The organism is Tsuneonella troitsensis, assembly GCF_001441535.1.
GTDB classification, from domain to species: Bacteria; Pseudomonadota; Alphaproteobacteria; order Sphingomonadales; family Sphingomonadaceae; genus Tsuneonella; species Tsuneonella troitsensis.
In genome coordinates, this window is sequence record NZ_LMAU01000003.1 from 153,873 (window position 1) to 178,345 (window position 24,473).

At 65.0% G+C, this 24,473-nt stretch carries 20 protein-coding genes; 10 read left to right on the top strand and 10 right to left on the bottom strand.

All coding sequences use genetic code 11. The annotated features are described in order from the left end of the window. Positions 1–9: 9 nt before the first annotated feature. From AR323_RS07535 to AR323_RS07550, 4 genes are read left to right on the top strand one after another with little or no spacing between them, the layout of a single operon-like run. Positions 10–567: a 3-phenylpropionate/cinnamic acid dioxygenase subunit beta gene (locus AR323_RS07535; protein WP_057883353.1), complete on the top strand. Its 558-nt coding sequence runs from the start codon at positions 10–12 to the stop codon at positions 565–567. 2 nt (positions 568–569) lie between these two features. Further along, positions 570–1,370, top strand: coding sequence for an SDR family NAD(P)-dependent oxidoreductase (locus AR323_RS07540; RefSeq protein ID WP_057883354.1), 801 nt, complete (start codon positions 570–572; stop codon positions 1,368–1,370). Further along, positions 1,367–2,572, top strand: coding sequence for an NAD(P)/FAD-dependent oxidoreductase (locus AR323_RS07545; RefSeq protein WP_057883355.1), 1,206 nt, complete (start codon positions 1,367–1,369; stop codon positions 2,570–2,572). The genes AR323_RS07540 and AR323_RS07545 overlap by 4 nt, the downstream gene beginning before the upstream one ends. Beyond that, a complete protein-coding gene (locus AR323_RS07550; protein ID WP_152980311.1) occupies positions 2,569–3,552 on the top strand; it encodes an NADPH:quinone oxidoreductase family protein in 984 nt (327 codons plus the stop codon). Before AR323_RS07545 ends, AR323_RS07550 begins: the two co-directional genes overlap by 4 nt. A 144-nt stretch (positions 3,553–3,696) precedes the next feature. Here the strand turns inward: AR323_RS07550 and AR323_RS07555 are convergent, their stop codons facing one another. Continuing rightward, positions 3,697–6,012 carry a TonB-dependent receptor gene (locus tag AR323_RS07555; protein ID WP_083495294.1) on the bottom strand — a complete coding sequence of 772 codons (2,316 nt, stop codon included), beginning with the start codon at positions 6,010–6,012 and terminating at the stop codon, positions 3,697–3,699. A gap of 286 nt (positions 6,013–6,298) precedes the next feature. On the opposite strand from AR323_RS07555, the gene AR323_RS07560 reads away from it, so the two are divergent. From AR323_RS07560 to AR323_RS07580, 5 genes are read left to right on the top strand one after another with little or no spacing between them, the layout of a single operon-like run. Then, positions 6,299–6,799: a flavodoxin domain-containing protein gene (locus AR323_RS07560; protein ID WP_152980312.1), complete on the top strand. Its 501-nt coding sequence runs from the start codon at positions 6,299–6,301 to the stop codon at positions 6,797–6,799. A 54-nt stretch (positions 6,800–6,853) separates the two neighbouring features. Continuing rightward, the gene (locus AR323_RS07565) at positions 6,854–8,701 is read left to right on the top strand and encodes an AMP-dependent synthetase/ligase (protein WP_057883359.1); all 1,848 of its coding nucleotides are present in this window, start codon (positions 6,854–6,856) and stop codon (positions 8,699–8,701) included. Positions 8,702–8,716: 15 nt separating this feature from the next. Next, positions 8,717–9,898, top strand: coding sequence for an epoxide hydrolase family protein (locus AR323_RS07570; protein WP_057883360.1), 1,182 nt, complete (start codon positions 8,717–8,719; stop codon positions 9,896–9,898). After that, entirely contained in the window at positions 9,895–11,094 is a 1,200-nt protein-coding gene (locus tag AR323_RS07575) for an FAD-dependent oxidoreductase (RefSeq protein ID WP_057883361.1), read from the top strand. The genes AR323_RS07570 and AR323_RS07575 overlap by 4 nt, the downstream gene beginning before the upstream one ends. 37 nt (positions 11,095–11,131) lie before the next feature. Further along, positions 11,132–11,953 carry a Phenylacetic acid catabolic protein gene (locus AR323_RS07580; RefSeq protein ID WP_057883362.1) on the top strand — a complete coding sequence of 274 codons (822 nt, stop codon included), beginning with the start codon at positions 11,132–11,134 and terminating at the stop codon, positions 11,951–11,953. Here AR323_RS07580 and AR323_RS07585 read toward each other — a convergent pair. Further along, positions 11,950–12,897: a PaaX family transcriptional regulator gene (locus tag AR323_RS07585; RefSeq protein ID WP_057883363.1), complete on the bottom strand. Its 948-nt coding sequence runs from the start codon at positions 12,895–12,897 to the stop codon at positions 11,950–11,952. The two genes, AR323_RS07580 and AR323_RS07585, sit on opposite strands and share 4 nt — an antisense overlap. Positions 12,898–13,031: 134 nt before the next feature. Next, positions 13,032–13,730: an IS6 family transposase gene (locus tag AR323_RS07590; protein WP_057883364.1), complete on the bottom strand. Its 699-nt coding sequence runs from the start codon at positions 13,728–13,730 to the stop codon at positions 13,032–13,034. Between the two features lie 385 nt (positions 13,731–14,115). On the opposite strand from AR323_RS07590, the gene AR323_RS07595 reads away from it, so the two are divergent. Then, complete coding sequence (locus AR323_RS07595) at positions 14,116–15,924, top strand: DUF885 domain-containing protein (protein WP_057883365.1); 1,809 nt, start codon at positions 14,116–14,118, stop codon at positions 15,922–15,924. A gap of 190 nt (positions 15,925–16,114) precedes the next feature. Here the strand turns inward: AR323_RS07595 and AR323_RS07600 are convergent, their stop codons facing one another. The 7 genes from AR323_RS07600 to AR323_RS14960 all read right to left on the bottom strand — a co-directional run bounded on the left by AR323_RS07600 (position 16,115) and on the right by AR323_RS14960 (position 24,417). Beyond that, entirely contained in the window at positions 16,115–17,524 is a 1,410-nt protein-coding gene (locus AR323_RS07600) for an efflux transporter outer membrane subunit (protein WP_057883366.1), read from the bottom strand. Further along, the gene (locus AR323_RS07605; RefSeq protein WP_057883730.1) at positions 17,521–20,721 is read right to left on the bottom strand and encodes a multidrug efflux RND transporter permease subunit; all 3,201 of its coding nucleotides are present in this window, start codon (positions 20,719–20,721) and stop codon (positions 17,521–17,523) included. Before AR323_RS07605 ends, AR323_RS07600 begins: the two co-directional genes overlap by 4 nt. A gap of 4 nt (positions 20,722–20,725) precedes the next feature. Then, positions 20,726–21,793, bottom strand: a complete 1,068-nt coding sequence (locus tag AR323_RS07610) for an efflux RND transporter periplasmic adaptor subunit (RefSeq protein ID WP_321164536.1) — start codon at positions 21,791–21,793, stop codon at positions 20,726–20,728. Positions 21,794–22,215: 422 nt separating this feature from the next. Then, positions 22,216–22,695, bottom strand: a complete 480-nt coding sequence (locus AR323_RS07615; RefSeq protein WP_057883368.1) for a GreA/GreB family elongation factor — start codon at positions 22,693–22,695, stop codon at positions 22,216–22,218. Positions 22,696–22,741: 46 nt separating this feature from the next. Then, complete coding sequence (locus tag AR323_RS07620; protein ID WP_057883369.1) at positions 22,742–23,077, bottom strand: hypothetical protein; 336 nt, start codon at positions 23,075–23,077, stop codon at positions 22,742–22,744. Between the two features lie 126 nt (positions 23,078–23,203). Then, positions 23,204–24,238: a ribosome small subunit-dependent GTPase A gene (gene rsgA / locus AR323_RS07625; RefSeq protein ID WP_057883370.1), complete on the bottom strand. Its 1,035-nt coding sequence runs from the start codon at positions 24,236–24,238 to the stop codon at positions 23,204–23,206. A gap of 32 nt (positions 24,239–24,270) precedes the next feature. Continuing rightward, the gene (locus AR323_RS14960; RefSeq protein ID WP_164461513.1) at positions 24,271–24,417 is read right to left on the bottom strand and encodes a hypothetical protein; all 147 of its coding nucleotides are present in this window, start codon (positions 24,415–24,417) and stop codon (positions 24,271–24,273) included. Positions 24,418–24,473 lie beyond the last annotated feature (56 nt).

Genomic DNA, 24,473 nt, shown 5'->3' on the forward strand with positions numbered 1-24,473 from the left:
AGCCGCACAATGTCAGTAAACGCCACTCTCGACCGGGAGCGCGAGCCGGCCCCGCGTCGCCGCGCCTCCCTGGACTTCGTCCATGAGGTTCAGCAGTTCCTCTATCGCGAAGCCCGCCTGCTGGACGAACAGCGCTACGACGACTGGTTCGAGTTGATGACCGAGGACTTCACCTATTGGGTTCCGGTTCCCCAGTCGCGCTATCGCCGCGACAAGAAGCCGACCTACGAACCTGGTCGCATGGCGCATTTTGACGATACGCTCACGGAGCTGAAGCTTCGGGCCTCACGTTGGAAGGAAAAGACCGCCTGGAGCGAAGACCCGCCCACGCGCAACGTCCACTATGTGACCAACATCGAGATCGCCCCCGCTGAAGGGGCGCAGGACTGGCTGGTCCGCTCAGTCGCCATAAGCCTGCGCACTCGCAACGAGGATGAGGAGAACTGGCTTGGCGGCCGGCGTGAGGACCTGATCCGCGAGACGCCCGATGGGCTCAAGCTGGTCCGCCGCTGGGTCTTCCTCACCCAGACGGTGCTCTTGTCGAAAAACTTCAACACCTTCATCTGACGATGGCGCAACAGGGTTGGCTTGACGGTTATACCGCTGTCCTCACGGGCGCCGGCGGCGGCATCGGACGGGCGGTGGCCGAACGCTACCTGGCTGAGGGCGCGCAGGTGGTTGTCCTCGACCGCGACGAAGCCTCGGTGGCGGCCTTGGCCGAGGCCCATCCGGGCCGCGCGTTCGGCGTCTTTGGCGACGTCCGGGATCCGCAGGCCCATGTCGACGCCGTGGCGTTGGCGCAGGAGCGGTTCGGCCGCGTCGACGTGCTGGTGGCCAACGCCGGCGTGTTCGACTTCTGGCGGCCGCTTCCCCGCTACAGCCTCGAACGGCTGGAGCGAAGCTTTGACGAGATCTTCGCCATCAACGTGAAGGGCCATCTCCTGGCGGTGAAAGCTGCCGAGACCGCCCTGCGGCAGTCCAGGGGCGCGGTGATCCTGACAACGTCGGTGGCAGGGCTGAACGCGGCGGGCGGCGGGGTGCTATACACCGCTTCCAAGCATGCCGTGGTGGGCCTTGTGCGCCAGCTCGCGCTTGAACTGTCGCCCGATATCCGCGTCAACGGCGTGGCGCCGGGCGCGACCCTGACGGGGCTGTCCGGCGTCGATGCGCTGGATGAGGGCCGCCGCAGCATTCAGGAGGTCGGGGATATCTCGGCGGCGGTGTCCAAGATACTGCCGCTGGGGTTTGCCCAGCAGCCCCAGGACCATGCCGGCGCCTACGTGTTGCTGGCATCGCGTGAGAACGCCAGGGCGATCACGGGGCAGATCATCGTCAGCGACGGTGGCCAGGAAATCCGGGCGATCGGATGATCGGGACCATCGCGATCATTGGCGCCAACGTCGCCGGTGTGACGACGGCGGCGGAGCTTCGTCGGCTGGGGTTCGAGGGAAGGATCCTGCTCTTCGACTCCGAGGCCGCCCCCCTCTACGAACGGCCCCCATTGTCCAAAGCGCTGCTGATCGGCGAGATGGACCAGGCCTGCGAGGCGCCGCTGCTTACGGCCGCTGAACTGGCGGATCTGCGCCTGGATCTCGAATTCGCAACGCTGGTGCGTGGGATCGCGCCCGGGCGCGTTGAATTGTCGTCGGGCCGCCAGGTCGACGCCGATGTCATGGTTATCGCCACCGGGGGGCGCGCGCGGCGCTCGCCGGCGTTCGAACATCGCGACGGCGTTCACGTGCTGCGCACCGAGGCCGACGCCCTGGCCCTGCGGGCCGCCCTGTCGCCCGGCGCCGAGGTGGTCGTCATGGGCGCGGGCGTGGTCGGCTGTGAAGTCGCTTCGAGCGCAATCAGGCGAGGCTGCGCCACGACCCTTGTCGACGTGGCGGCCGCGCCCATGCTGCGCTGCCTGGGCGCGGAAGCAGCGCATGTCATGGCGACGGTCTGCCAGCAGGCAGGCGCGGACATGCGCTTCGGCGCCGGCATTGCGGCGGTCGAAGGGCGATCACACGTCCAGGGGCTGCTGCTGGAAGACGGCGAGAGGCTGCCGTGCGACGTTCTGGTGGTGGGCATCGGCATGGCCGCCAACGATGAGCTGGCGCGCGGGGCGGGGGCCGAGGTCGACGACGGCATCCTGGTCGACGACGCCTGTCGCACGTCCCTGCCGGGGGTGTTCGCCGTCGGTGACGTAGCAAGGCGGCGCGCGCCGGGTGGCGGGCCCGCCCGCCGGGTCGAGACGATCATGAACGCCCAGGTCCAGGCCCGCGAGACGGCGGCGGCCCTCCTCGGCCTTGCTCCGCCCGCGCCTCAGCCGCAGTGGTTCTGGTCCGATCAGTTCGGGTTGAACATCCAGGCGGTCGGTGAGGTCGCGCGGAGCGATCGAGTCGGCTGGGCGCGGCCGTTCGATGGCCGCGAGGGCGTGCTGCTGCACTTCAGCGACGATCGGCTGTGCGGGGCGGTAAGCTTCAACCGCGGCCGCGAAATGGCGCGCCTCCGCCGCCTGCTGGCGCGAGGAGACGACCAGACGCCAGAGGCCCTGCTCGGGGACCCTGACCTGGCGGGGGCGGCGTGAGCGCGATACCCCAACGCATGCAGGCGTGGATACTGCCCCAGTGGGGCGCGCCGTCCGACCTCCGGTTCGAGTCCGTGTCGGTTCCCGAGCTCTCGGCAGGCGAGGTGCTTGTCGAGGTGCGGGCGGCGGGACTCAACTTCGCTGATGGGCTGATGATCGCCGGCAAGTACCAGGTGAAGCCGCCCTTGCCCTTCATCCTCGGAGCCGAGTTGTCCGGGGTGGTGGCCGTTGCGCCGCCCGACTCGAAGTTCCGGCCTGGCGACAGGGTGGCGGCCCAGGTCTGGACCGGCGCCTATGCACAGTACTGCGCGGTGGAAGAGCGCCGCCTCATCCGCCTGCCCCCGAACCTTAGCTTCGCGCAAGGCGCGGCGTTGCCCGTGTCCTATACGACCGCCCACGTCGCCCTGTTCCGGGATGGGGGCATCGCGCTGGGCAAGAGAGTGCTCGTCCACGCCGCCGCAGGCGGCATCGGGGTGGCCGCCACCCAGCTCGCGAAGGCGGCGGGCGCCTGGGTGATCGCCACCGCCAGCACATCACAAAAGCTCGCGGTTGCCGAGGCAAACGGGGCCGACGTCATGGTGAACTACCGCGAGCCGGACTGGACCGGGATGGTCCGGGCGGCGGCGCCTCGGGGGGTCGACATGGTGGTCGATCCGGTCGGCGGCGACATTACGCTGCAGAGCCTTCACCACCTGGCCTGGCGCGGCCGGTTGCTGTTGGTCGGCTTCGCATCGGGCGCACCGGCGCAGATACCGGCGAACCGGTTGCTGGTGAAGGCCGCCGCCGCGGTCGGCGTCTATTGGAACTTTGAAAACGACGGGCCTCTGATAGAGCGCATCCAGGCCGAGCTGGCCGAGCGCGCCGCAGCGGGTGAGATACGGCCCCTGGTTGGCGCCCGCTTCCCGCTCGAAGATTATCGCCAGGCCCTGCAAGAACTTGGCGAGGGCCGCACCGTGGGCAAGGTCGTGCTCGACCTCTAGCTGCCGGTAGCGAGTGTGCGGCCAGGCGGCCGCTCTCGCCCGTTCCCCGTCGTCCGCGCCCCCCTGTCACAAAAAAAGGTCCCGGGGGTTCGCCCCGGGACCAGGTGAGGGCTGTGCATCGCACGGCCATGGGAGGATCGCCGATCAGAAGCGAGCGCTCACCTCCAGACCAATCTGGAGGGGACGTTGGGTGTTACGGAAGCGCACGCCGGTCACGGAGGGGGCATCAGTACCGTAGTCGCTGTACAGCTCATCGGTCAGGTTCCTGCCGAACAGCGCGACCTGCCATCGCTCGTCAACCGGCGAGAGCGCGACCCGAGCGTCCAGCAGCCCGAAGCCTTCCTGGACTTGGTGCGGGTCGTTGGACAGGCCGAGGTTGAACTTGCTGCGATAGCTGTAGCTGGCCTGGGACGTCAGGACGAACCCGCCGACCTCGGCCTTATGGGTGGCGCCGATCACATAGGTCCATTTCGAGTTCAGCGGCGCGGGGGCTCCCGACAGATCCTGCCGGCACACCGTGCCCGCAGGGGTGGCGAGGCGCTGCTCGATGTAGCAGGCCGAGTCCGGATAGCTCTCGTAGACCGCATCGCTGTAGGCGACGGTGCCGTTGATGGTGAGGGGGCTGATCGGGCGCAAGCTGAAGTCGGCTTCGATCCCCTGCGAGCGCTGCTCGGCGGCGTTGCCCACGACGTAGGTCGTGGCGCCGTCGAAGACGCTGACCTGAAGGTCCTCCACCTCCATCCTGTACGCCGTCACACCGAACAGGAGGCGGCGGTCAAACGCGTCGCCGCGATAGCCCATCTCGTAGGAGATCGCCTTCTCGGGCAGGAACATTGCTCCGGCCGGGTTGGCGCCGGCGTAGATCCAGTCAAAGCCCCCCGCCTTCGCGCCCTTGACAACCTTCGCATAGGCCATCCCGCCATTGGCGAAGTCGTATTGCAGGCCGACCTGCGGCATGAGGTGCCATTCGGACAGCGACAAGTCGGTGAAGGTATGCGGCGCGCCGAAGACGATCTGGTAGATCGAACGGCCCCCGGGGCCCGTCGGGGCCTCGATGCCGGGATAAGGGGTGCGGGTGGTGATGTAAGTCCCCCGGGCGCTTTGGGTGGCGTCCTTGGTCACGTTCATGTAGCGCGCCGCGACGTTCAGCTTCAGGTTATCGAAAAGCCGGTAGTTGACGTCGAAGAACACCGAATAGTTGTTCGTCGTCTGATCAATGTAGTTTAAGCGCGCGAACGGCGGCAGGGGGGCTCCGAATGGAGCCGGTTGCGCCGCGAGGTTCAGGTCACTGCGGGCCGAGGCGATCAGATCGTCCTGCTGGAAGTAGGCGCCCACGATGTAGTCCAGGCGCCCTCCGGCCGGCGACGTCAGTCGGATCTCCTGGCTGAACTGGTTGTAGTGCTCGTGGTGGGCATAGTCGAAGATCGGCAGCGGACTCATGTCCCCTTCGGTGTCCTGCGAGAAGCCGTACCAGTTGTACGCGGTCACCGAGGTCAGCGTGCCGAGAGGGACCTCGTAGTTCACCGTTGCCTGAACGGTCTGGTTTTTCATCCGCGCCGTATCGGTCGTCTTGCCGTTCAGCGGCGCGCCGTTGCCCATGTAGCGGATGTCGTCGAAGGCGAACTCGGCGACCGACGGGTTACCGATGTTCCCGGTCGCCTGGTTGGTGTTGCCGATGGTCAGGAGAGAATAGGATTCGTACTTGAACTCCATGTCCAGGTCTGGTGTGGGCTCGAATACGGCGATGATCCGGCCTGCCCGGTCGGAGCGGTTCGGATCCAGGCTTGTGCTTGTGGGACGGATCGTCCTCAGCCAGCCCTTGTCCATCTCGCCGACGTAGCCTGCGATACGCAGGCGCAGGGTGTCCGAGACCGGAATGGTCACGCCGCCCTGCACCACAGTCTCCTGGTGCTGGAACTCGTAGCTGCCGCTGAGGTCGCCGCTGAGTTCCATGCCGGGCTTGCGCGAGATCACGCTGATGGCGCCGGCGATGGCGCTGTTGCCGTAGAGGGCGACCTGCGGCCCGCGCAGGACCTCGACCCGTTCAAGGTCGTAGTAGGGGAAGCGCGACTGTTGGCCCCGGCCGGCATAGACGCCGTCGACGAACGTTGCGACCGCCTGTTCGAACGAGGGGTTCCCGCCCGAGCCGACGCCGCGCACGAAAGTATAGGAATTAACGCCACCGGTCGTCTGCTTGAAGCTCGGCACGCGCAGGGCGAGATCAACTTGGTTGACGATCTTTTCGGCCCGCAGCGTGTCGCCCGAGACGGCGGCCACCGAGACGGGCACGTCGCGCACGGATTCTTCCCGCTTCCGGGCGGTGACGATGATTTCCTCGACCGCCGTCGCGGACGTCTCGGCGGGCTGCGGCGCCTGCGCCGCGGCTTGGCCCGAGAGGCCGGTCACAGCCATCGTGGAAAGCGCCACGCCGCATAAGTAGGTCCGCCGGTTGAATGGCATTACTCCCCCTCCTCAGATTTTCTTTTCCCGGCCCGGGCTTGGGCCGTGCGCGAAACATACATACGGTCCCGTATAATGCAAACACAACACAATACGCTACCGTCTGGAAAATACCACCCTGTGTCATTCGCGTCTCACCTCCGATTTCGGGGGAACTCGCATGGCGCAGCCCGCGGTTAGGGCAAGGCGCGCATGCGGCTTCGATGCTCCTCCACCCTGGTTGATATAAGACATTGATGTAAGTATGATGCCTTAATATGTATTATATCATAGCGTGGTGGCGAACTTGACTGGCTTGATCGGTGAGCGGGAATCCGCGCTAGGCCAAGGGCTGGCCGGGCTGAAGGTCGCTGTGGTCGCCGGAACCCAGTCGGGCAACGCGCTGATGGTGGCGGAGCTGGTGGCCAAGCGGTTGTGCGGCGTTGCGGGAGCGCGCGTGGAGCTCCTTCCCGAAGGGTGCGAAATCGACCGGGCGCTGTCCGAGGCGGATGTCCTCGTCGCGTGTGTGGCGAGCCACGGGGAGGGCGACCTGCCGGACGAGTTCCTCGTCGCCTATTGCGGGCTCGAGGCGCGGGCGCCCGACCTGTCACACCTGCGGTACGGCCTGATCGGGCTCGGGGACCGCACCTATTCTACCTTCTGCGGCGGCGCCTGGAAGTTCGATCGGCTGCTGCAACGGTTGTGTGCTCGCCGGGCCGGTGAGGTGTGCGAGATCGACGCGTCGTCGCAGCCGTTCCCCGACGAGGAGGCGCTGCTCTGGCTAAGCGGCTGGCTGGAAGAGGTTTGAGTGGAGCGCCGCCAGTCTACCATACGCATAAGAATATAATGCCAAGGGAGGTTGATGATGGAAGCCCAAACACTGCCGTTGGCGGACGCGCCCGACCCGTCGCGTCCCGCCAACATGGCCGACATGATAAATTCGCTGATCCGCGAGCGGGCCGGGATGCTCGCCTTCCGGAGCAGGACTCCCGAAGGATGGCGTGACGTCACCTGGGCGGAAATGGCCACCTCCGTGCGGGACACCGCAGCCGGCGCGCTCGCGTTCGGACTGGCTCCCGGCGACGCCGTCTGCATCCTGGCGCAAACCCGGCCGGAATGGCTGGAAGCCGACCTCGGGGCGCTCGCCTGCGGCCTGGTCAGCGCTGGCATATATCCGACCGAGCCGGCGGCTAAGGTGGCCTACGTGCTCAACGACTGCGGCGCGCGCGTGGTGTTCGTCGATTCCGCCGAGCAGGTGGCCAAGTTGAAGGCGGTGCGGGCGGAGTGTCCGCGGGTGGAAGCGGTCGTGGTGATCGACGACGACGCTGCGCCCGCCAACGATAGGTGGTTCATCAAGCTTTCCGAATGGCGACGCGAGGGGTGCGCGCTGCTTGACGCCCGGCCCGACGCCGTCGACGAGGCGGGCCGCTCGGCGGGCCGGTCAACGCCGGCCATTCTGATCTACACGTCCGGAACCACGGGCCCCCCCAAGGGCGCGATCGTCACCCACGGCAATATTCTCTACCAGTTGGAGCACGCGCCGGGCGGCCTGGGCCTGCAGGCCGGGTGGAACCGCCCCTGCTTCCTGCCGCTGTGCCACGTTGCCGAGCGCATGTTCACCTACATGGCCATGGCCAGCGGCATGGTGTCGTGGTTTGTCGATGGCCCGAACCAGTTGATGGCCTCGATCGGCGCGATGCGCCCGCATTTCATCCTGGCGGTGCCGCGCGTCTACGAAAAGCTCTACGGGCAAGCCCAGGAGTGGCTGAACAGTTTGCCGGCCGAGCGGCGCGAGCAGGTAGATGCCGCCGTGTTGCGGGCGTTGGAAGCCGTCCAAAGATCCGCCGAAGGCCGGCTCTCGTCCGAAGAGGCGGCGGTCTGGCGCTGCGACCAAAGGACCGTCCTGGCCGAGCTCCGCGCCGCCATGGGCCTGGACCGCGTGGCCATGCTGATGTCGGGCGGCGCGCGGTTCCCCGTGGCGCTCGGCGAATGGCTGCACGCCATCGGCGCCCGCGTTGACGACATCTATGGCATGACCGAGTGCGGCACGATCGCCTTCAACCAGGACTTCAGGACCACGCCGGGCCTGGTCGGTCGACCGTTCCCCCACGGGGAGGTGATGCTGGCGCCGGACGGCGAGATCCTCGTGCGCGGGCCTCATGTGTTCGCCGGCTATCTGAACCTGCCGGACAAGACGGCCGAGGCGTTTCGCTACGGCTGGTTCCGCACCGGCGACGTCGGACGCTTCGACGACGAGGGACGCCTCATCCTCCTCGACCGCATCAAGGACATCATCATCAGTTCGAGCGGCAAGAACATCACGCCATCGGAAGTCGAGGGAGCCTTGAAGGCCTCGCCCGTGGTCGCCGATGCGGTGGCCGTGGGGGACGGCCGCAAGTACGTGGCGGCCCTGATCATGATCGACCCCGCCGTGGCGGGGCAGGCGCTGGCCGAACGGGGCGAGCACTACGAGACCTTCGCCGAACTCGCGCAGGCGCAAAGCACGCGTGACTTGGTGGCCGACGCTGTCGCGGAAGCCAACCGGAAGCTTTCGCGGGCCGAAGGCGTGAAGACCTTCAGGATCATCCCACGTCAGTTCGGCCCGGCCGACGAGGCGATGACTCCGACCCTGAAACTGAAGCGCCGCGTTCTGATCGATTCCTACGCCGATCTCGTGGCGCAGATGTATTCGCCCGACGGCCAGGCGTAGCGGAGGCCGCGCTCCATGACCTTGTCGCTCGATCGGCTCAAGCCGTTCTCCCTTGACGCCCCCGAGGCGGCCATGGCGGACCTCCGGCGCCGGCTGGCCGCCTACAGGCCGCCCCCTGAGCCGGCCGGGGCGGGCTGGCGTTATGGCGTCGACGGCCAATACCTGAAGGCGCTCATCGACTACTGGCGCGAAAGTTTCGACTGGCGCGCGGCCGAACGGCGCCTGAACGAGCTGCCCCACTACCGGGCCCGGCTGGACGCGGAGGAGGACGGCCAGGTCGACGTGCACCTGATCGTGCAGCGGGCGGCGCGCCCGGACGCGCCTGTCGTGCTGATGACTCCGGGGTGGCCGTCGAGCCTCATAGAATATCACGATCTCATCGCGCGGCTGACCGCTCCGGAGCGGTACGGGGCCGATCCTCGCAGCGCCGTCACGGTCGTCGCCGCCGAGCTCCCGGGCTTTGGGCTGTCGCAGCCGCCCCGAAGCCCGATGGCGGCCCGGCGGATGGCCGAGCTCTGGCGCCAGCTGATGGTCGATGTGCTGCAGGTCCCGGCATTCGTGGTCCATGGCGGCGACTGGGGCGCGGTGGTGAGTTCGTGGCTGGCGTTCGACCATCCCGAAGCGGTGCGCGGCCTCCACCTGAGCATGCTGGGGCTGCGGCCGCCACTGGGCCGCTCGGAGCGACCGCTAGACGAAGATGAGCTGGCGTGGGTCGCCGAAGCCAAGCGCCGGTTGGACCAGGACGGAGGCTATCGCGAGCAACAGGCGACGAAGCCCACCACCCTCGGCGTTGGCCTTTCGGACTCGCCGGCCGCCCTGGTCGCCTGGCTGGTTGAGAAATACCATGGATGGTCGGGCGCGGGACCGGACCAGCCGCCCCCCTTCGATCGCGACGCGGTGCTGACCGCCGCCACCGTCTACTGGATCTTCGGATCCCTGCCCGCGGCCAACTGGATCTATTGGGCCGATCGCCATGTGGCCGGCATCGGCCTCGCGGCCGGCGAGCGGGTGCTGACGCCGACCGGGTTCGCCATGTTCGGCGGCGGGTTCTTCCCGGTTCCGCCGCGCAGTTGGGCCGAGCGGGCCTACGACGTCGTGGCGTGGGACGTTCACGAGCGCGGCGGGCATTTCCCCGCCTGGCTGACGCCGGAGCCGGTGGCCCGCAGCCTGCTGGGCTTCGTGGACGCCCTGGCGTGAGCGGCGCCGCGCCGAGGGTGGCGATTGTCGGAGCCGGTCCCGCCGGGCTGTTCACGCTCTGCGCCCTTCTGCGGGAGGCGCCGGGCGCAAGCGTGGACGTCTTCGAGCGGCTGCCCACGCCGTTCGGGCTGGTCCGCAGCGGAGTGGCCCCCGACCACCAGGGCGTGAAGGCCGTCGTCCGTCAGTTCGAGCGAGCCTTCGCGACCGACCGGGTCCGCCTTGTCGCCGACTGCGAGGTCGGCGGCGACATTCCGCTATCACTGCTGGCCGACGCCTACGACATGGTGTTCCTGGCTACCGGCGCGCCGCACGCGCGACGGCTCGGCGTTGCGGGTGAAGATCTGCCCGGCGTGTACTCCGCCATCAGCTTCATGGGATGGCTGAACGGCCATCCGGACCATGCCAGTCTGCAGCCGCGGATCGGGGAACGGGTGGTGATCGTCGGGGGCGGCAATGTGGCCCTGGATGTGGCGCGGGTGCTGGCCAAGACTCCGAGGGAGATGGAGTCCTCAGACCTTTGCGCCCACGCGCGACATCTTTGCGGCCGCGCCAGGTCGATCACCATCGTCGCGCGCGGCGGCCCCGAGGCGACGCGGTTCAGCCCCACTGAACTGAAGGCGCTTTCACGGCTTGAGGCGGCTGCGTTCCAGGTGGAGCTGCCGTCCGGCGCGGATCGATCGGCGCCGGTGGTTGCGGCCCTTGCGGCTCTGGAGACCACTCCGCCCGCCGGGGCGACGCGGATATGCTTCCGCTTCGGCCTGACCGCCGGTGAAGCCGTCGGTGAAGGATGCCTGGAGCAGGTCCGTTTCCAGCGTGCGGACGGGTCGGTCGAAGCGCTCGACGCTGACATGCTGATCTCCGCGATCGGCCAACAAGCCGCATTGGCGGGATCGGAGGCGGTCCATGCCGTGGGCTGGGCCTCGGGCGAACGGGGCGACATCCCCGCGAGCAGGGCGCAGGCGCTGGGCGTGGTGCGGCAGGCGCTCGAAACGATGCGGCCCGTGCCTCGGCAGGCGGCGCGCGCACGGCTTGACGAGGTGATCTCGTCGTCCGGCGCCGGATACCTCGACTGGGCGGCCTGGAAGCGCATCGACCAGGCGGAGATATCGTCCGCGGCGCCGCCTCGCCCGAGGGAAAAGCTTGTCAGCTGGGCCGCGTTGCGAGCGACGGCGCGTTTACATGAGACAAATACGTGATACCATGTAAGAAACTTGTCTTATATGGAGTTTGATAATGAGGATGTATGAGAAGGGCGACGACCTGCCGGCCGAGTACCGCGCCGCGCTGCTTCACCTCCTGACCTTCCAGGCGGACTCCGAGTACGCCGGCGCGCAGCGGGTGGGTGAGAATATCCAGTACGCCCCCAGGCCGGAGGAGGCTTACCGGCTGGCGAAGAAGACGATGGAAGAGTACGGCCACGCCTTCTACCTCTGGACCCTGTTGGAGGACCTCGGGGTCGACGTGAAATCCCGCATGGAGGAGCTTCGCGACAACCCGGAAAATCCCGACCCGGCAAAGGTCAACATCATCAACGGCTTCCGCCGGCCTTACTGGCGAGAGCAGTTCCAGTGCTGGGAAGACGTCGCCATGATGTCGTGCGTAGCCACGCCCGGCGCGGTGATCTTTCTGGGTCAGTACGCCAAATGCTCATACCTGCCCTGGGCCCGCGTTTCGGAACGCATTGCCCGGGAAGAAGTGGGCCACATGGGGTTCGGCGTCTGGGCGGTGAAGCGGATCATCGAATTCGGCGGCGAGCCTGCCCGTGAAAAGCTCCAGCGGCGGGTGCCGAAGTTCCTGGCCATGGGCATGGGCATGTACGGAAGGCCGTCCGCTCCGGGCTCGGTCCAGTCACGGTACTTCGACAAGTATTACGAGATGGGCCTGAAGATCATGAAGCCGGAGGAGTGCCAGGCGCAGTACCTCGAACTCGCGCGCGAGCGGCTGAAGGACGTCGGCCTCGAGTACGTCGAGGACGTCGTTCCCGACTACGACCAGAGGATGGGCTACGCCATGGACGACGCCGAACTCGAGCTTCGGGTGGCCGGGGCCGCCTAAGCGGTCGGCCATTCGCGCGGCGTAAGCCCCCCGAAGCGGTCATAGAGCTCCGCCGATGCGCCGCGGATCGGCCCATCGGCGGTGCGGACCACATCCGCCAGATAGGCCTCGGAGGGGCTCAGCACGGCTTCGTACACGTTGCGGCATAGCGAGAAGGCTGCTTCGCCAGCCCAAACGTTCGGGAGGTGGTCGCGGGGCAGGCGCGGGTCGCGAAGGGCGATGCGGCGGTACTCCATCATCAGCAGAGACCGGATCATGTAGGCCGCCTCGGGATCCAGCGAGCGGCTGCGCTCCAGGTGTGACCAGACGGGCCGAAACAGGCCCAGAAAGTCGCCGTAGCTCTGCTCCAGGGCAGCGATGTTCCAGGCGTCGGCAACGATGGTGCGCATGAGGTCCGGCCTGGCTGGCGAGGTCGCGGCGGCTTGCAGGATCTGGATGCGGCCGTGAAGGCCGGCATCCTCGAACAGCGCCTCAAGTGTTGCGATGTCCTCGGCCGCGCTGATGAAAACGTGGGGCGCCACCTGTCCCACGCCGCTCCACAGCAGGTTCCGACGAAGATTCGCATACGCCTTTGTGCTCAGCCCGGCGGCGCCGGTGAGCAGCAGCCACCACACGCCGTTCGCCTTGCGAACCGGTTCACCATAGACCCTCGGATAGTAGGCGATGACGTTGCGCACGTGCTCGTCGGTGACGGAGTAGTAGCTCAGCTTTCCCACCCGCGTCGGATGTAGCCAGCCGTCATTTACCAGGCGAAGGGCGGTGGTGCGGGAGAGGTATTCGGAGATGCCGAACGGCTGGGCCATCTTCACCAGGCTTCCCAACCAGGCAGTGCCCCCATGGGGCACCAGCATGTCGCCGTATATCGTGGCAATCAGGTTCTTTGGATTGACCCGAATGGATCCCACGAGCTTCTCGACGACGTAGCTCGTTGTAGTCCCGGCCATTGAAATCCCGTTGAAGGCAGTACCGCTTGCTCACCTGCTCTGTCGCACGTTGCCTGGGCGACGAAAAGGTAGGAACGCGGGGTGTTGACAAGTTAAGTCGGCCTGGTCGGAAGGGCCGCTTCCCTACCCCTGGATCAGGCGGCGACGGTCGCGGCTTCCCACGCCCTGTCCGCTTGGGCGCGCAGGATCCGGAGACTTGGTCGGGAGATCAGGTGGGGTTGGATATTGAACGTGTTGTAGACGGCGGAGTGGCTGGCCAGGAACCTCTGAGCTGAGCCCTGCGATTTGAATTTCTGCTGCTTTCGCTCTCGTCGCCGGATGACCAGGTGGGAGTTTTCAACCCGGTTGTTCTCGCGCATCCCGCCTGGTCGATGACGGCTGGTGAGGCCGAGGATCTTGGCCGCAGCCCGGTACGACGCCAGCTTGTCGGTGGTGATGGTTTCCGGATGGATGCCCTGATTGCGCAGCAGTTTCCGGAGCAGATTCAGCGCCGCTTCCTTGTTGCGACGCTTCTGGACCAGGACGTCCAGTACCTCGCCCTCGTCGTCAACCGCGCGCCAGAGATACATCCGCTTGCCGCCGATTCTGACCACCATCTCGTCCAGATGCCAGCGGCCGGTCGGCGGCCCACGGCGCCGGCGCAGGTTGGCTGCGATCAACGGGCCGAACTTGTTAACCCAGCAGCGCACCGCCTCGCGGCTGACCTCCACGCCCCGTTGCGCCAGCAATTCCTCGACGTCTCGGATGCTCAGCGTGAACCGGAAGTACAGCCACACGGCGTGCCGGATCACGTCCGGAGGGAACCGGTGCCGTTTGAATGAGATCAGCCGCATGGTCTCTCCCCGGTTGGCCGCACCGTAGGGGCCCGAACCGGAGATAAGTTAGCGTTAGCCTGCCAGCACCGCCACGATCCGGCACAGGCTGTCGTACTCATCTTTGAGTGCCTCATTCAAAAGCTGCCGGTCGTTCAACAGGTTCAGCCAGCGTGCTAGCTTCTGTCGCTCTACAGTCGTCAGCTTGTCGTCGGGCTTTCATTGCGCGCCTCTCGGGCATCTGACGGCTGCATTCCATTGTCCGGAAGCGGAGACTCGTCCGCGACCGTGAGCAAATTGACCGGATGGCGTTGAAAGTATTGGTGCGTCGCTGCTCGCGGCTGGCTAAGCGCGCTCGATTTCGCCAAAGACCACGTCTGGGAAACCGAGAAGAGGTTCGTTACCAATGGGTCGCATTTTACGCATAGTCGCATTTTCGGTCAGTGCGTTCGCGCTTTCGGCTTGCGCAACGCAGCGTCAGGAAGCGGTGGGCGCCGATGTGGCGACCCAGCGACCGGCACGAGGCATCGATGCCCTGTTTGACGCCTACGACCAGCGTCAGCTCGAACAGTCCCCCAGGTCGAAGGCCTACCGGGGAATTCGCGACGAGGATTACGGCGAGTGGGGCGACGTCTCCGATGCGGGCCGGATCGCCCAGCACGAGCTGCTTCAGGCGACGGCGGCGACGATGCGCGCGAACTATTCTCCCGCCACCCTGCAAACCGACGATGCACTCAGTTTTCGCCTGTTCGACGCGGTGGCCAAGCGCAGCGCGCAAACCTTCCAGTTCCGCGACTACGGCTACATCTTCGACCAGATGAACGGTGCGCAGAGCGACCTGCCCGCATTCCTCATCAACATCCATTCGGTGGCGAACGCGGACCAGGCCAACGATTATATCGAGCGGATCGCGGGAATGGGGCCGGTGCTCGACATCCTGACCGCCGAATCGCGCGAACGCGCGGGACGCGGCGTCATGCCGCCCAAGTGGGTCTATCCTTACGTCATTTCCGACATCGATAACCTGCTCGACGCTCGCAAGGACAACGCGATGCTCGAAGATTTCGCCGGCAAGGTCGGCAAGCTCGACATCGCACCTGCAGAGAAGAACGCGCTCCTTTCCCGCGCGGAGGATGCCTGGACCGCATCTGCCCGACCGGCTTATGAAAGACTGCTCGGGGAGATGAAGCGGCAGCAATCGATCGCCGGCACGGTCGACGGAGTCTGGCGCTTTCCCCAGGGCCGCGCATATTACGACGCGCTGCTTTCCAACTACACGACCACCGATCTTACCGCCGACGAAATCCACCGGATCGGGCTGGACGAGGTTGCGCGCATACACCGCGAGATGCGCGACATCATGCGCCAGGTCGGGTTCGAGGGCACCCTGCAGCAATTTTTCGAGTATGCGCGGACCGATCCGAAGTTCTATTTCAAGTCGCGCGAAGACTATCTCGCCGCGGTCGAGGAGGTGCAAGACAAGGTCGAGCCGCTCCTTCCGCGCTATTTCGCCACGCTTCCCAAGGCGCCCCTGGTGGTGAAGCCGGTCGAGGCATTCCGCGAGCAGAGCGCGGGCAAGGCGTTTTACCAGAGCCCTGCCCCCGATGGGTCGCGGCCCGGCACCTATTACGTGAACCTCTATCGCCTCGAGGACATGAGCCGCAACGAACTCGAGGCGCTCTATTACCACGAGGGATTGCCCGGCCACCACCTTCAGCGTGCGGTCCAGACCGAATTGGGCGACGACGTGCCCGCCTTCCGTCGCTTCGGCGGGGTCACCGCCTATACCGAGGGTTGGGGCCTCTATGCCGAAGAACTGGGCAAGGACATGGGGCTCTATACCGATCCCTATTCGGACTTCGGCCGGCTGGGGATGGAACTGTGGCGCGCCGCCCGGCTTGTGGTCGACACGGGCATTCATTCGAAGCGCTGGAGCCGGGAGCGGGCAATCGACTATTTGAAGCAGAATACCCCGAACCCGGACGGCGACATTCGTAAGGCGATCGAACGCTACGTCGTCTATCCGGGGCAGGCGACCGCCTACATGATCGGCAAGCTCAAGATCATGGAGCTGCGCGAAAAGGCACGAAGCGAGCTGGGAGACAGCTTTGACATCCGCGCATTCCACGACGTCGTGCTCAGAAGCGGTCCGGTGCCGCTGTCGATCCTGGAGGAAAACGTCGATGCGTGGATCGCGGCCGAGCGGAGCAACTGAGCGGCAAGATCCATGCAGCTACCGGATTGAGAACGTGCGGACGATCGTTCCAATCCACCTTGCTTATCGAACGCATAGCGTGATGGTAGCTCCCTCGGCAGCACTGGGAACAGGTCTGTAATCGCACGGCTGAGTGGCGGTTGAGTCCGCGATAAAACTCCGTGCGCAACGTACTTTTCGAAACTGGTTCCTACTCGACCGTTCCGAGCACGCGGTAGAGCGTCGCCCGGTTCTGCAGTTCGGCCAGCCGAATTCCGACAAGCTGCTGGCGCGCCGCGAAAAGGCTGCGCTGGGCGATGAGGCTGTCGAGGAAACTGTCGACGCCGTTGCGATAGCGTGCCTCGGTCAGCCGAGCAGTGGTCGCGGCGGCGGCGGCGTTGTCGCTTGCGGCCTTCTGGCGAGATACCAGGCTGCCCTGATCGGCGAGGGCGTCGGCGGTTTCGCGAAACGCCCGCTGGATCGCGCGCTCATATACGGCGATTGCCGCTTCGCGTTGGGCCTGGCTGACGGCAACGTTTGCACGGCGGCCGCCCGCGTCGAAAATCGAGTAACCGACGTTCGCGCCCGCGGTGAAGTTAAACGCGTCGCCGGACAGCAGATTGCCCAGTCCCGTGCTGACCACACCCAGCAACCCGGTCAGCGAGAGCGAGGGGAACATTTGCGCGCGCGCCACCCCGATGTCGGCATTGGCTGCGCGCAGCAGATACTCCGCTTCAATGACCTCTGGCCGCCGCAAGAGTATGCGGGAATCGAGCCCAGCGGGAACGGGCGCGAAGCTCGCGGCGATTTCATCCAATCCGCTCGGGAGGAGCGCCGGATCGATGTCGGCTCCGACCAGGAGCCGCAAAAGGTTCGCGTCCTGGGCCAGCGCGGCCCGCTGCTCGGCGATAGCCAGCTCGGCGCTCGCGAGCACCTGCTGGGCCTGGCTGAGGTCGGTCCGTGGGGCAACTCCGCCGCGCAAACGCAGGTCTGTCAGGCGCACGCTCTCTCGGGCGTTGGCGGCGGTCGCCTCGGCGATCGCGAGCAAGTCGCGATCGGCGGCGTAGGTTGCCCACGCCTGCGCGATATCGGCGAGCAGTCCGATGCGGACCGTTCGCGCGACGGCCTCGGTCGCGAATGCGCGATTGCGCTGTGCCTCGGTCGCGTTGGCGAGCTTGCCGAAAAGGTCGAGTTCGAAGCCCGATACACCGCCCTGGAGGGTGTAGCGGACACGGGAGCCACGTGCGCTATTGTAATCCTGATCGTTACCACCCGAACCGGCTCGCGAAGCGGTGATGCCACCATCGACCCCGAGCGAAGGAAACTGCCCGGCGCGAACGACCCGCACCTGCGCCCGGGCGGCGGCGAGGTCGGCAAAGGCGATCCTGAGGTCGCGGTTCTCGGACAAGGCCGTTGCGATCAGCTGCTGCAGCCGCGCGTCGCGAAAAAGTTCGGTATGGGACAGTGTGGGGAGAGCCACTTCGCTTTGCGCCAGATAGGAATCCCCGACTGGCCAGCTAAGCGGGATCGGTGGTGGTGGCAGCGATGTGGGCGGGGCCAGCGAACAGGCCGACGCCAGCAAGCAGGTGCTTGCTGCGAGGCCGCGTATCAGGATGCTCATGTCACCAAGGCCTCATCGCCCTCGCTGCGGCGCTGAAGCTTGGCGCGTGCGGCGGCTAGGCCGTCGCGGACGCCGCGCCGGACCATGACGAAGAACAGCGGTATGTAAAAGATCGCCAGCAGCGTCGCCGCGAGCATTCCGCCGATCACCGAAGTGCCGATTGCGATGCGGCTGTTGGCGCCCGCTCCGGTCGCCAGCGCGAGCGGTAGCACGCCGAAGATGAAGGCGAAGCTGGTCATCAGGATCGGGCGCAGGCGGATGCGGGCCGCTTCCAGGGCCGCGTCGATCACCCGCGCACCCTTGCGCTCGGCCTGCTCGGCGAATTCGATCATCAGGATGGCGTTCTTGGCGGCGAGTCCCATGGTGGTGAGCAAGCCGATCTGGAGGTAAACGTCGTTTTCGAGCCCTCGCAGCGACGTGAACAGGACCGCGCCCAGCAGGCCGAGCGGAATAACGAGCAGAACCGCGACCGGGATCGACCAGCTCTCGTAAAGCGCGGCAAGGCACAGAAAGACTACGAGTAGAGACAGTGCGTAGAGCAGCGGCGCCTGGCTCGACGCATTGCGTTCTTCATAGGATGCGCCGGACCAGGCGACGCTGGTGCCGGGATATTCGGCGGCGAGTGCGGCGATCTGGTCCATTGCTTGGCCGGAACTGGTGCCAGATCCCGCCTGACCCGAAAATTCGTACGTCGGCACCCCGTTGAAACGCGAAATGCTGGGGGGAGCGGACGACCAGTCGAGTTCAGCCAAAGCGGAAAACGGAGTCATCTGCCCCGATTGACCGCGCACATACCATTGGCCCAGGTCCGACGGCTGCGAGCGATAGGGCGCGTCGCCCTGGACATAGACCTGTTTAACCCGGCCCTTGTCGATGAAGTCATTGACGTAGCGCCCGCCCCACGCGGTCGAAAGCGTGGAATTCACCGCATCCTGCGACAGACCGTATGCAGCAAGGCGCTGGGGATCGATATCGACCTTGAGCGTGGCGAGATCGGGCAGGTCCGATAGACGCACCTGATCCAGCGTGCCGGCGGCGTTGGCAGCGGCGAGCAGCGCGTCGCGCGAAGCGGCAAAGCTGTCGCGCGCCAGCCCACCGGTGTTGGTGAACTGCATCGAGAACCCATTGGACGAGGACAGCCCGCGGATGGCGCCGGGCACGTTTACGAACACGCGCGCATCGCGCAGCCCGCGCATGGCCGCACTGGTGCGGTCGGCGATCGCCTGGGCGGTATTCTCTTCCCCCGGCCGCTCGTCCCAGTGCTTGAGCCGCATGAAACCGAACCCCTGATTCTGCCCGCCGCCGCCGCGTCCGCCGCCGGCCACCATGAACAGCGTGGAGATGTTCGCGCCCTCGGTCTCCATCAAGTACTTCTCGATCGCCCGTGCAGTTTCCTGCGTCCGCTCCAAGGTGGCGCCCGGCGGCAACTGGTAATTGATCGATACGCTGCCCTGATCTTCGTTGGGCAGGAAACCGCTCGGCAGGCGCAGGAACAGCACGGCCATCACCGCTACCAGCACCGCGTAGATGCCGATGAACAGCCAGCGCCGGTCGACGATCGTGCTGATCGAATCCCGGTAGCGATTGGAGAGACGCTCGAAGCCGGTGTTGAAGCGGTCCTGTGCCTTGATGACCGCGGCCTGCGCGCGCGGATGCCTGCGGGCGAGCCAGCCGTTGCCTGCGCCATCCGCGTCCTTGCGCTTGAGCAGGTTGGCGGTGAGCGCGGGGCTGAGGATCAGCGCCACCAGCACCGAGAGCACCATCGCCGAGATGATCGTGATCGAGAACTGGCGGTAGATGACGCCGGTCGAACCGCCAAAGAAGGCCATGGGCAGGAATACCGCGGAAAGGACAAGGGCGATCGCGATCAGCGCCACCTGCAGGTCTTTCATCGACTGCACGGTTGCCTCGCGCGGGGTCATACCCGGATTTTCGTCCATCAGCCGCTCGACATTTTCGACCACCACGATCGCGTCGTCGACCAGCAGGCCGATCGCCAGCACCAGCCCGAACAGCGTGAGCGTGTTGATCGAAAATCCGGCGATCCAGAAGACCGCGAAAGTCCCGAGCAGGACGACCGGCACTGCGATTGCAGGGATCAGTGTCGCGCGCCAACTTTGCAGGAACACGAACATGACAATCACCACCAGGACGATTGCCTCCAGAAGCGCTTTCACCACTTCGTTGACCGACAGGCGGATGAAGGCGGTGGAGTCGTTGGCGTAACTGATCACCAGCCCATCGGGCATGCCAGCCTCGAGGCGCGACACCTCGGCCTTGATCAGTTCGGCGGTCTGAAGGGCGTCGGCGCCGGGCGCGAGCGAGATCGCGATGCCTGCACCCGGATGACCGTTGACCCGCCGCATCGAGCTGTAGCTCTGCGAGCCGATCTCGACCCGCGCCACGTCGCCTAGTCGGACAGTGGAGCCGTCGGCTTCGGTCTTCAGCACGATCGCACGGAATTCGTCCACGGTCTGGAGCTTGGAAAGCGCCGTAACGGTAGCGCTCAACATCTGGCGGTCTGGGGCGGGCAGACCGCCGATCTCGCCCGCCGCGATCTCGGTATTCTGGTCCTGCACCGCGCCGATTACGTCGCTCGGCATCAAGGATACCGCGGCGAGGCGATTGGGATCGAGCCAGATGCGCATCGCATTCGACGCGCCATAGACGTTGATGTCGCCGACGCCCTCGATGCGCGAAAGCGGATCCTGGATATTGGACGTCAGGTAATCGGATACCGCATCGCTCGACCGGGTATCGGTCTCGTCATAAACCACGACCAGCAACAACTGGTCCGGGCTCGACTTGGTCACCCGGACGCCCTGCTGCTGGACCTGCTGTGGCAAGCGCGAGATGGCTGCCTGGACCTTGTTCTGGACTTGGACCTGCGCGATGTCCGGGTCGGTTCCCTTCGCGAATGTGGCGGTGATCGAAGCTGCGCCGTTCGACGACGATTGCGAGCTGAAGTAGAGCAGTCCGTCTAGCCCGGTGAGTTGCTGCTCGATGATCTGCGTAACGCTGTTTTCGACGGTTTCCGCCGATGCTCCGGGATAGTTTGCGCGGATGCTGACGTTGGTGGGCGCGATGTCCGGGTATTGTTCGACTGGCAGGCTATAGAGCGCGCCGAGCCCACCGAGCATGACGATGATCGCCAGAACCCAGGCGAAGATCGGCCGCTCAATGAATATTCGCGACAAGCCCTCAGCCCCCGCGCCGATTGGCGCCAGCTTCGCCCTGTGCGGGTGCGCCGATGCGTTGCGGCGCATTGGCAGGCACCGGTTTGACCTCGGTGCCCGACTTCAGGCCGTTAAGACCCTGGACTATCACGCGCTCTCCCGCCTTCAGGCCGCCGGTCACCACCCAGTTCTGCCCGGACGTGCGCTCGGTCTGCACTACGCGGCGCACGGCCTTGCCGTCATTCCCGATCACGTAGACGAATGCGTCGCCATTGAAATCGCGCTGAAGCGCGGACTGCGGGACGAGGAATACGCCTGTTTCGATCGCCTGGTCGAATTCGGCGGTAACGAACATGCCGGGCAGAAGCAGGCCTTGCGCGTTGGGGAAGCGCGCTCTCAAGGTAACTGTGCCCGTTCCTTCGTTCACGGTGACTTCGGAAAACTGCACGGTTCCACTGGCTGGATAGACCGTACCGTCGTCGAACTTGAGGCGCACCGACGTGCTTCCCGCGGTAGTGCCGCTGTTCGTTGCAGCCAGGGCACGGCGCAAACGGGTGAGATCAGCGGCGGATTGCTGCATATCGACATAAACGCTGTCGGTTCGCTGAATCACCGCCAAGGGTTCGGCCTGGTTGCTGCTGACAAGCGCGCCTTGCGTCACCAGAGGCCGCCCGATGCGACCGCTGATCGGCGCCGGGACGCTGGTAAAGCGCAAATTGATCTGCGCCGTATCTAGGCTGGCGCGTTGCTGCGCGACTGCCGCTCGGGCTGCACCGGCGGCGGCGGCGGCATCGTCGTATTCCTGTTTGGAAATGGCCTCCATGTCGGCCAGCGGCTTGAACCTGGCAGCGCGGGCGTTCGCAGCACGGGCGTTGGCTTCAGCGCTTGCAAGCGCAGCTCGGGCTTCGGCGGCGGCCGCCTGATACAAGCTGGCGTCGATCCGGAACAATGGCTGGCCGGCACGCACATATCCGCCCGGCTGGAAGTTGATGCTCTGGACCAGACCCGTAATCTGCGGGCGAACCTCGCTCGTTTCTTGCGCCACGACCCGACCCGCAAGGGTCGTGGGGATCGCGGCAGTGCTCGGCTGCACTACCAGATAACCCACTGTCGGCACGGGGCGACCGCTATCCGAGCCCTCTTCACTGCCCGCGCACCCGGCAATCGCAAGCGAGCAACAAAGCGCAAGCCAGAGGCTGCGGCGGCTCGGCAGAGAATCGAACATAAAGCTTTTAACTCGGTTTCTTACGAGCGTTTGCGGATACCCGGCCAGCTTGCAAGCGCGATCCTGTATCAAAATGCATCACGCGGTCAGTGTACCGGGAGAGCGACATTTCGCGTCGGATGCGACTGAGGGTTTCTGCGCGTCATCCAGGAAGAAGGACGGCATACGGAATTTAGCTGGCTGAAATTGCAGTCCGATATTTGCCGTGCACCCAGCCTTCCTTGCCATTTGGATCGATCATTGAAGCTGTGGAGGCTGGTGCCATGCGGCTTCGCCATTTGAGTTGGTCTTCAGACGCCCGTCGAGATTTCAGACGGAACCTCAATACTCAATATCTGCAACGCGTTTTCTTCATTGCCGAACGGCAACGTCTCGCCGACCTCAGCGCCGAGCATCGCCTGGCTAAGCGGCGATTTAAACGAAATCTTTCCCGTGGCGGGTTCAGCCTCATCGTCCCCGACCAGAACGAAAGTCTTCGGCTTGCCGTTGAGGCTGAAGCTCACCCTGACCCCAAACTCTACCTTGTCGCCCGATGGTACCGGAGCAAGTTGGGCAGTGGCCTTTCGCGCCTGCCAATACGGAAGGTCTCGCTTTACATTAGTCGCAGTGGTTTCATCTGCCGTGCGCAATGCGCTCTCAAGGTCTGCGATGCGCTGCTGGATCAACATGAGCCCCCGAGCCGTAACCAGGTTCGGACCGGCTGGAATTGGCAGCTCAAATTTTGGCTCGAGGTGCTCCTCATCACTGTCGCGGCGGAATGCTACGCTCATTTCAGGAATGCCTTTGCCCTACGGAGATCATGCAGCAAGCATGTGTTCAACGATGCTTTTTCGTAACGCTGGCGGTGAAGTCGGGGTCCTTCTTCGCGATCCAGTCGACGAATTTCCGCACGCTGGGATTGGCCAAAAGTGCATCGACGTCGAGAGCATGACGCTGCAATTCCGAGTTGGTAAAGTTCGCGATCAGAGTTTGTTGGCAAATGGGATGCATGGACACGACATCGCGACCGCCCCGGCTTTTCGGGACGGGATGATGCCAGACAGTTACCTTGCCGAGCGGCCGGCTGCAGAGCCAGCAAGCCGAAGGCCCTGTCGACGGATTGTCATCTTGCACCTCGACCGGTGTTCCATGCTTTGAATGTTTACGTGCCATTTGTCCGCGCCTGGATTTCGGGAAGGTGAGTTGCCCACCTAGCCTGCCAAAGCGATGAAGGCGATCTCCGCCTTTTCGTCCAGATGGTGCGAGAGCAACGCGCAACAAGTCAGCCGCGGATCGCCGTCACCTTGGCCTGTTCGGCCTTGCCCGCCGGCTGCGCTGAACCGATGCTGTTGCCGTGCTTGCAGCATCTTCGTCGCGTAACTTGCGCCAACGTGCGATGCGCGCGGGATCGAGGGTTCGGTCCAGGATACCCGCCTGAATCGCGCATCCAGGTTCGTCAGTATGACCGCAATTTGTGAACCTGCAGTCCAGGGTCGTCACCACGATGTCGTCAAACATTTCGGTGACGCCTGAGCTTACATCAGACATCTGCAATTCACGCATTCCCGGAGTGTCGATCAGCCAGCCGCCTCCCCCGAGCCCTCCTCCGAGGCGGTGCATCTCGCGTACCGTCGTTGTATGGAGACCCTTGCCATCGCTTTCACGCACAGCCTGAGTTGCGATGGTGTCCGAACCTTTCAGTGTGTTGACCAAGGTCGACTTGCCGACTCCGGACGAGCCAACCAGCGCGACGGTCTCGCCCGCTCGACAGAACGTTGCGAGAGCAGCGACGCTCCTGCCATTAAGGCCATTGACGAGTTCGACGTGTAGCTGCGGGTGTAGAGACTTTGCCGCTGCGACGAAGGTCGCCGGATTGTCCACAAGGTCGGCCTTCGTGAGCACGACGACCGGACGCACGCCCACTTCATGCGCCAGGACGAGGTAACGCTCGAGGCGCGCAACATTGAAGTCTTGATCGCACGATGTGACGACAAAAAGCGTATCGACATTCGCAGCGATAAGCTGAACTCGCCTCTCGTCGCCCGGAGCGGGGCGCTTGAAAAGGCTCGTACGACCCAGAATGCGCTGAATTGCTAGACTCTGCCTTTCTATCAACAACCAGTCGCCGACGGTGGGTCGACCCTCCGGGCCGTCTGCCATCGGCACGCTGGATGAGATGGATTCCTCGAACCCCTCGCCTGAGACTGTCACCATTCCGCGATGAACCGACATCACGCGAGCGGGCTGGCACCCTAGACTTTCGTCAGGTTTAAGTTGATCGCGAAAGAATGGCTTCCAGCCGAGCTGGACAAGAGTGGATCTCATAGCTTCCATGGGAGCTTCATTGGCTGATTGTGGGCAATCGACTACACGCCCGGCGTCGGGTTGAAGTCTGAAAATATCCGCTCGGACGCCTTCTTGTCGGCTTTCGCCTGTGCCTTCTTAGCAGCCTCTGCCGCCTTGTGTTTTTCGCGCTCACGGCGCTCAAAATCGTAATTCGTCTTGCGTGGCATACCTGGCCCTCCCGAAATCCGTTTACATGCTGAACGCGATGCGCCAGCGGATGTGC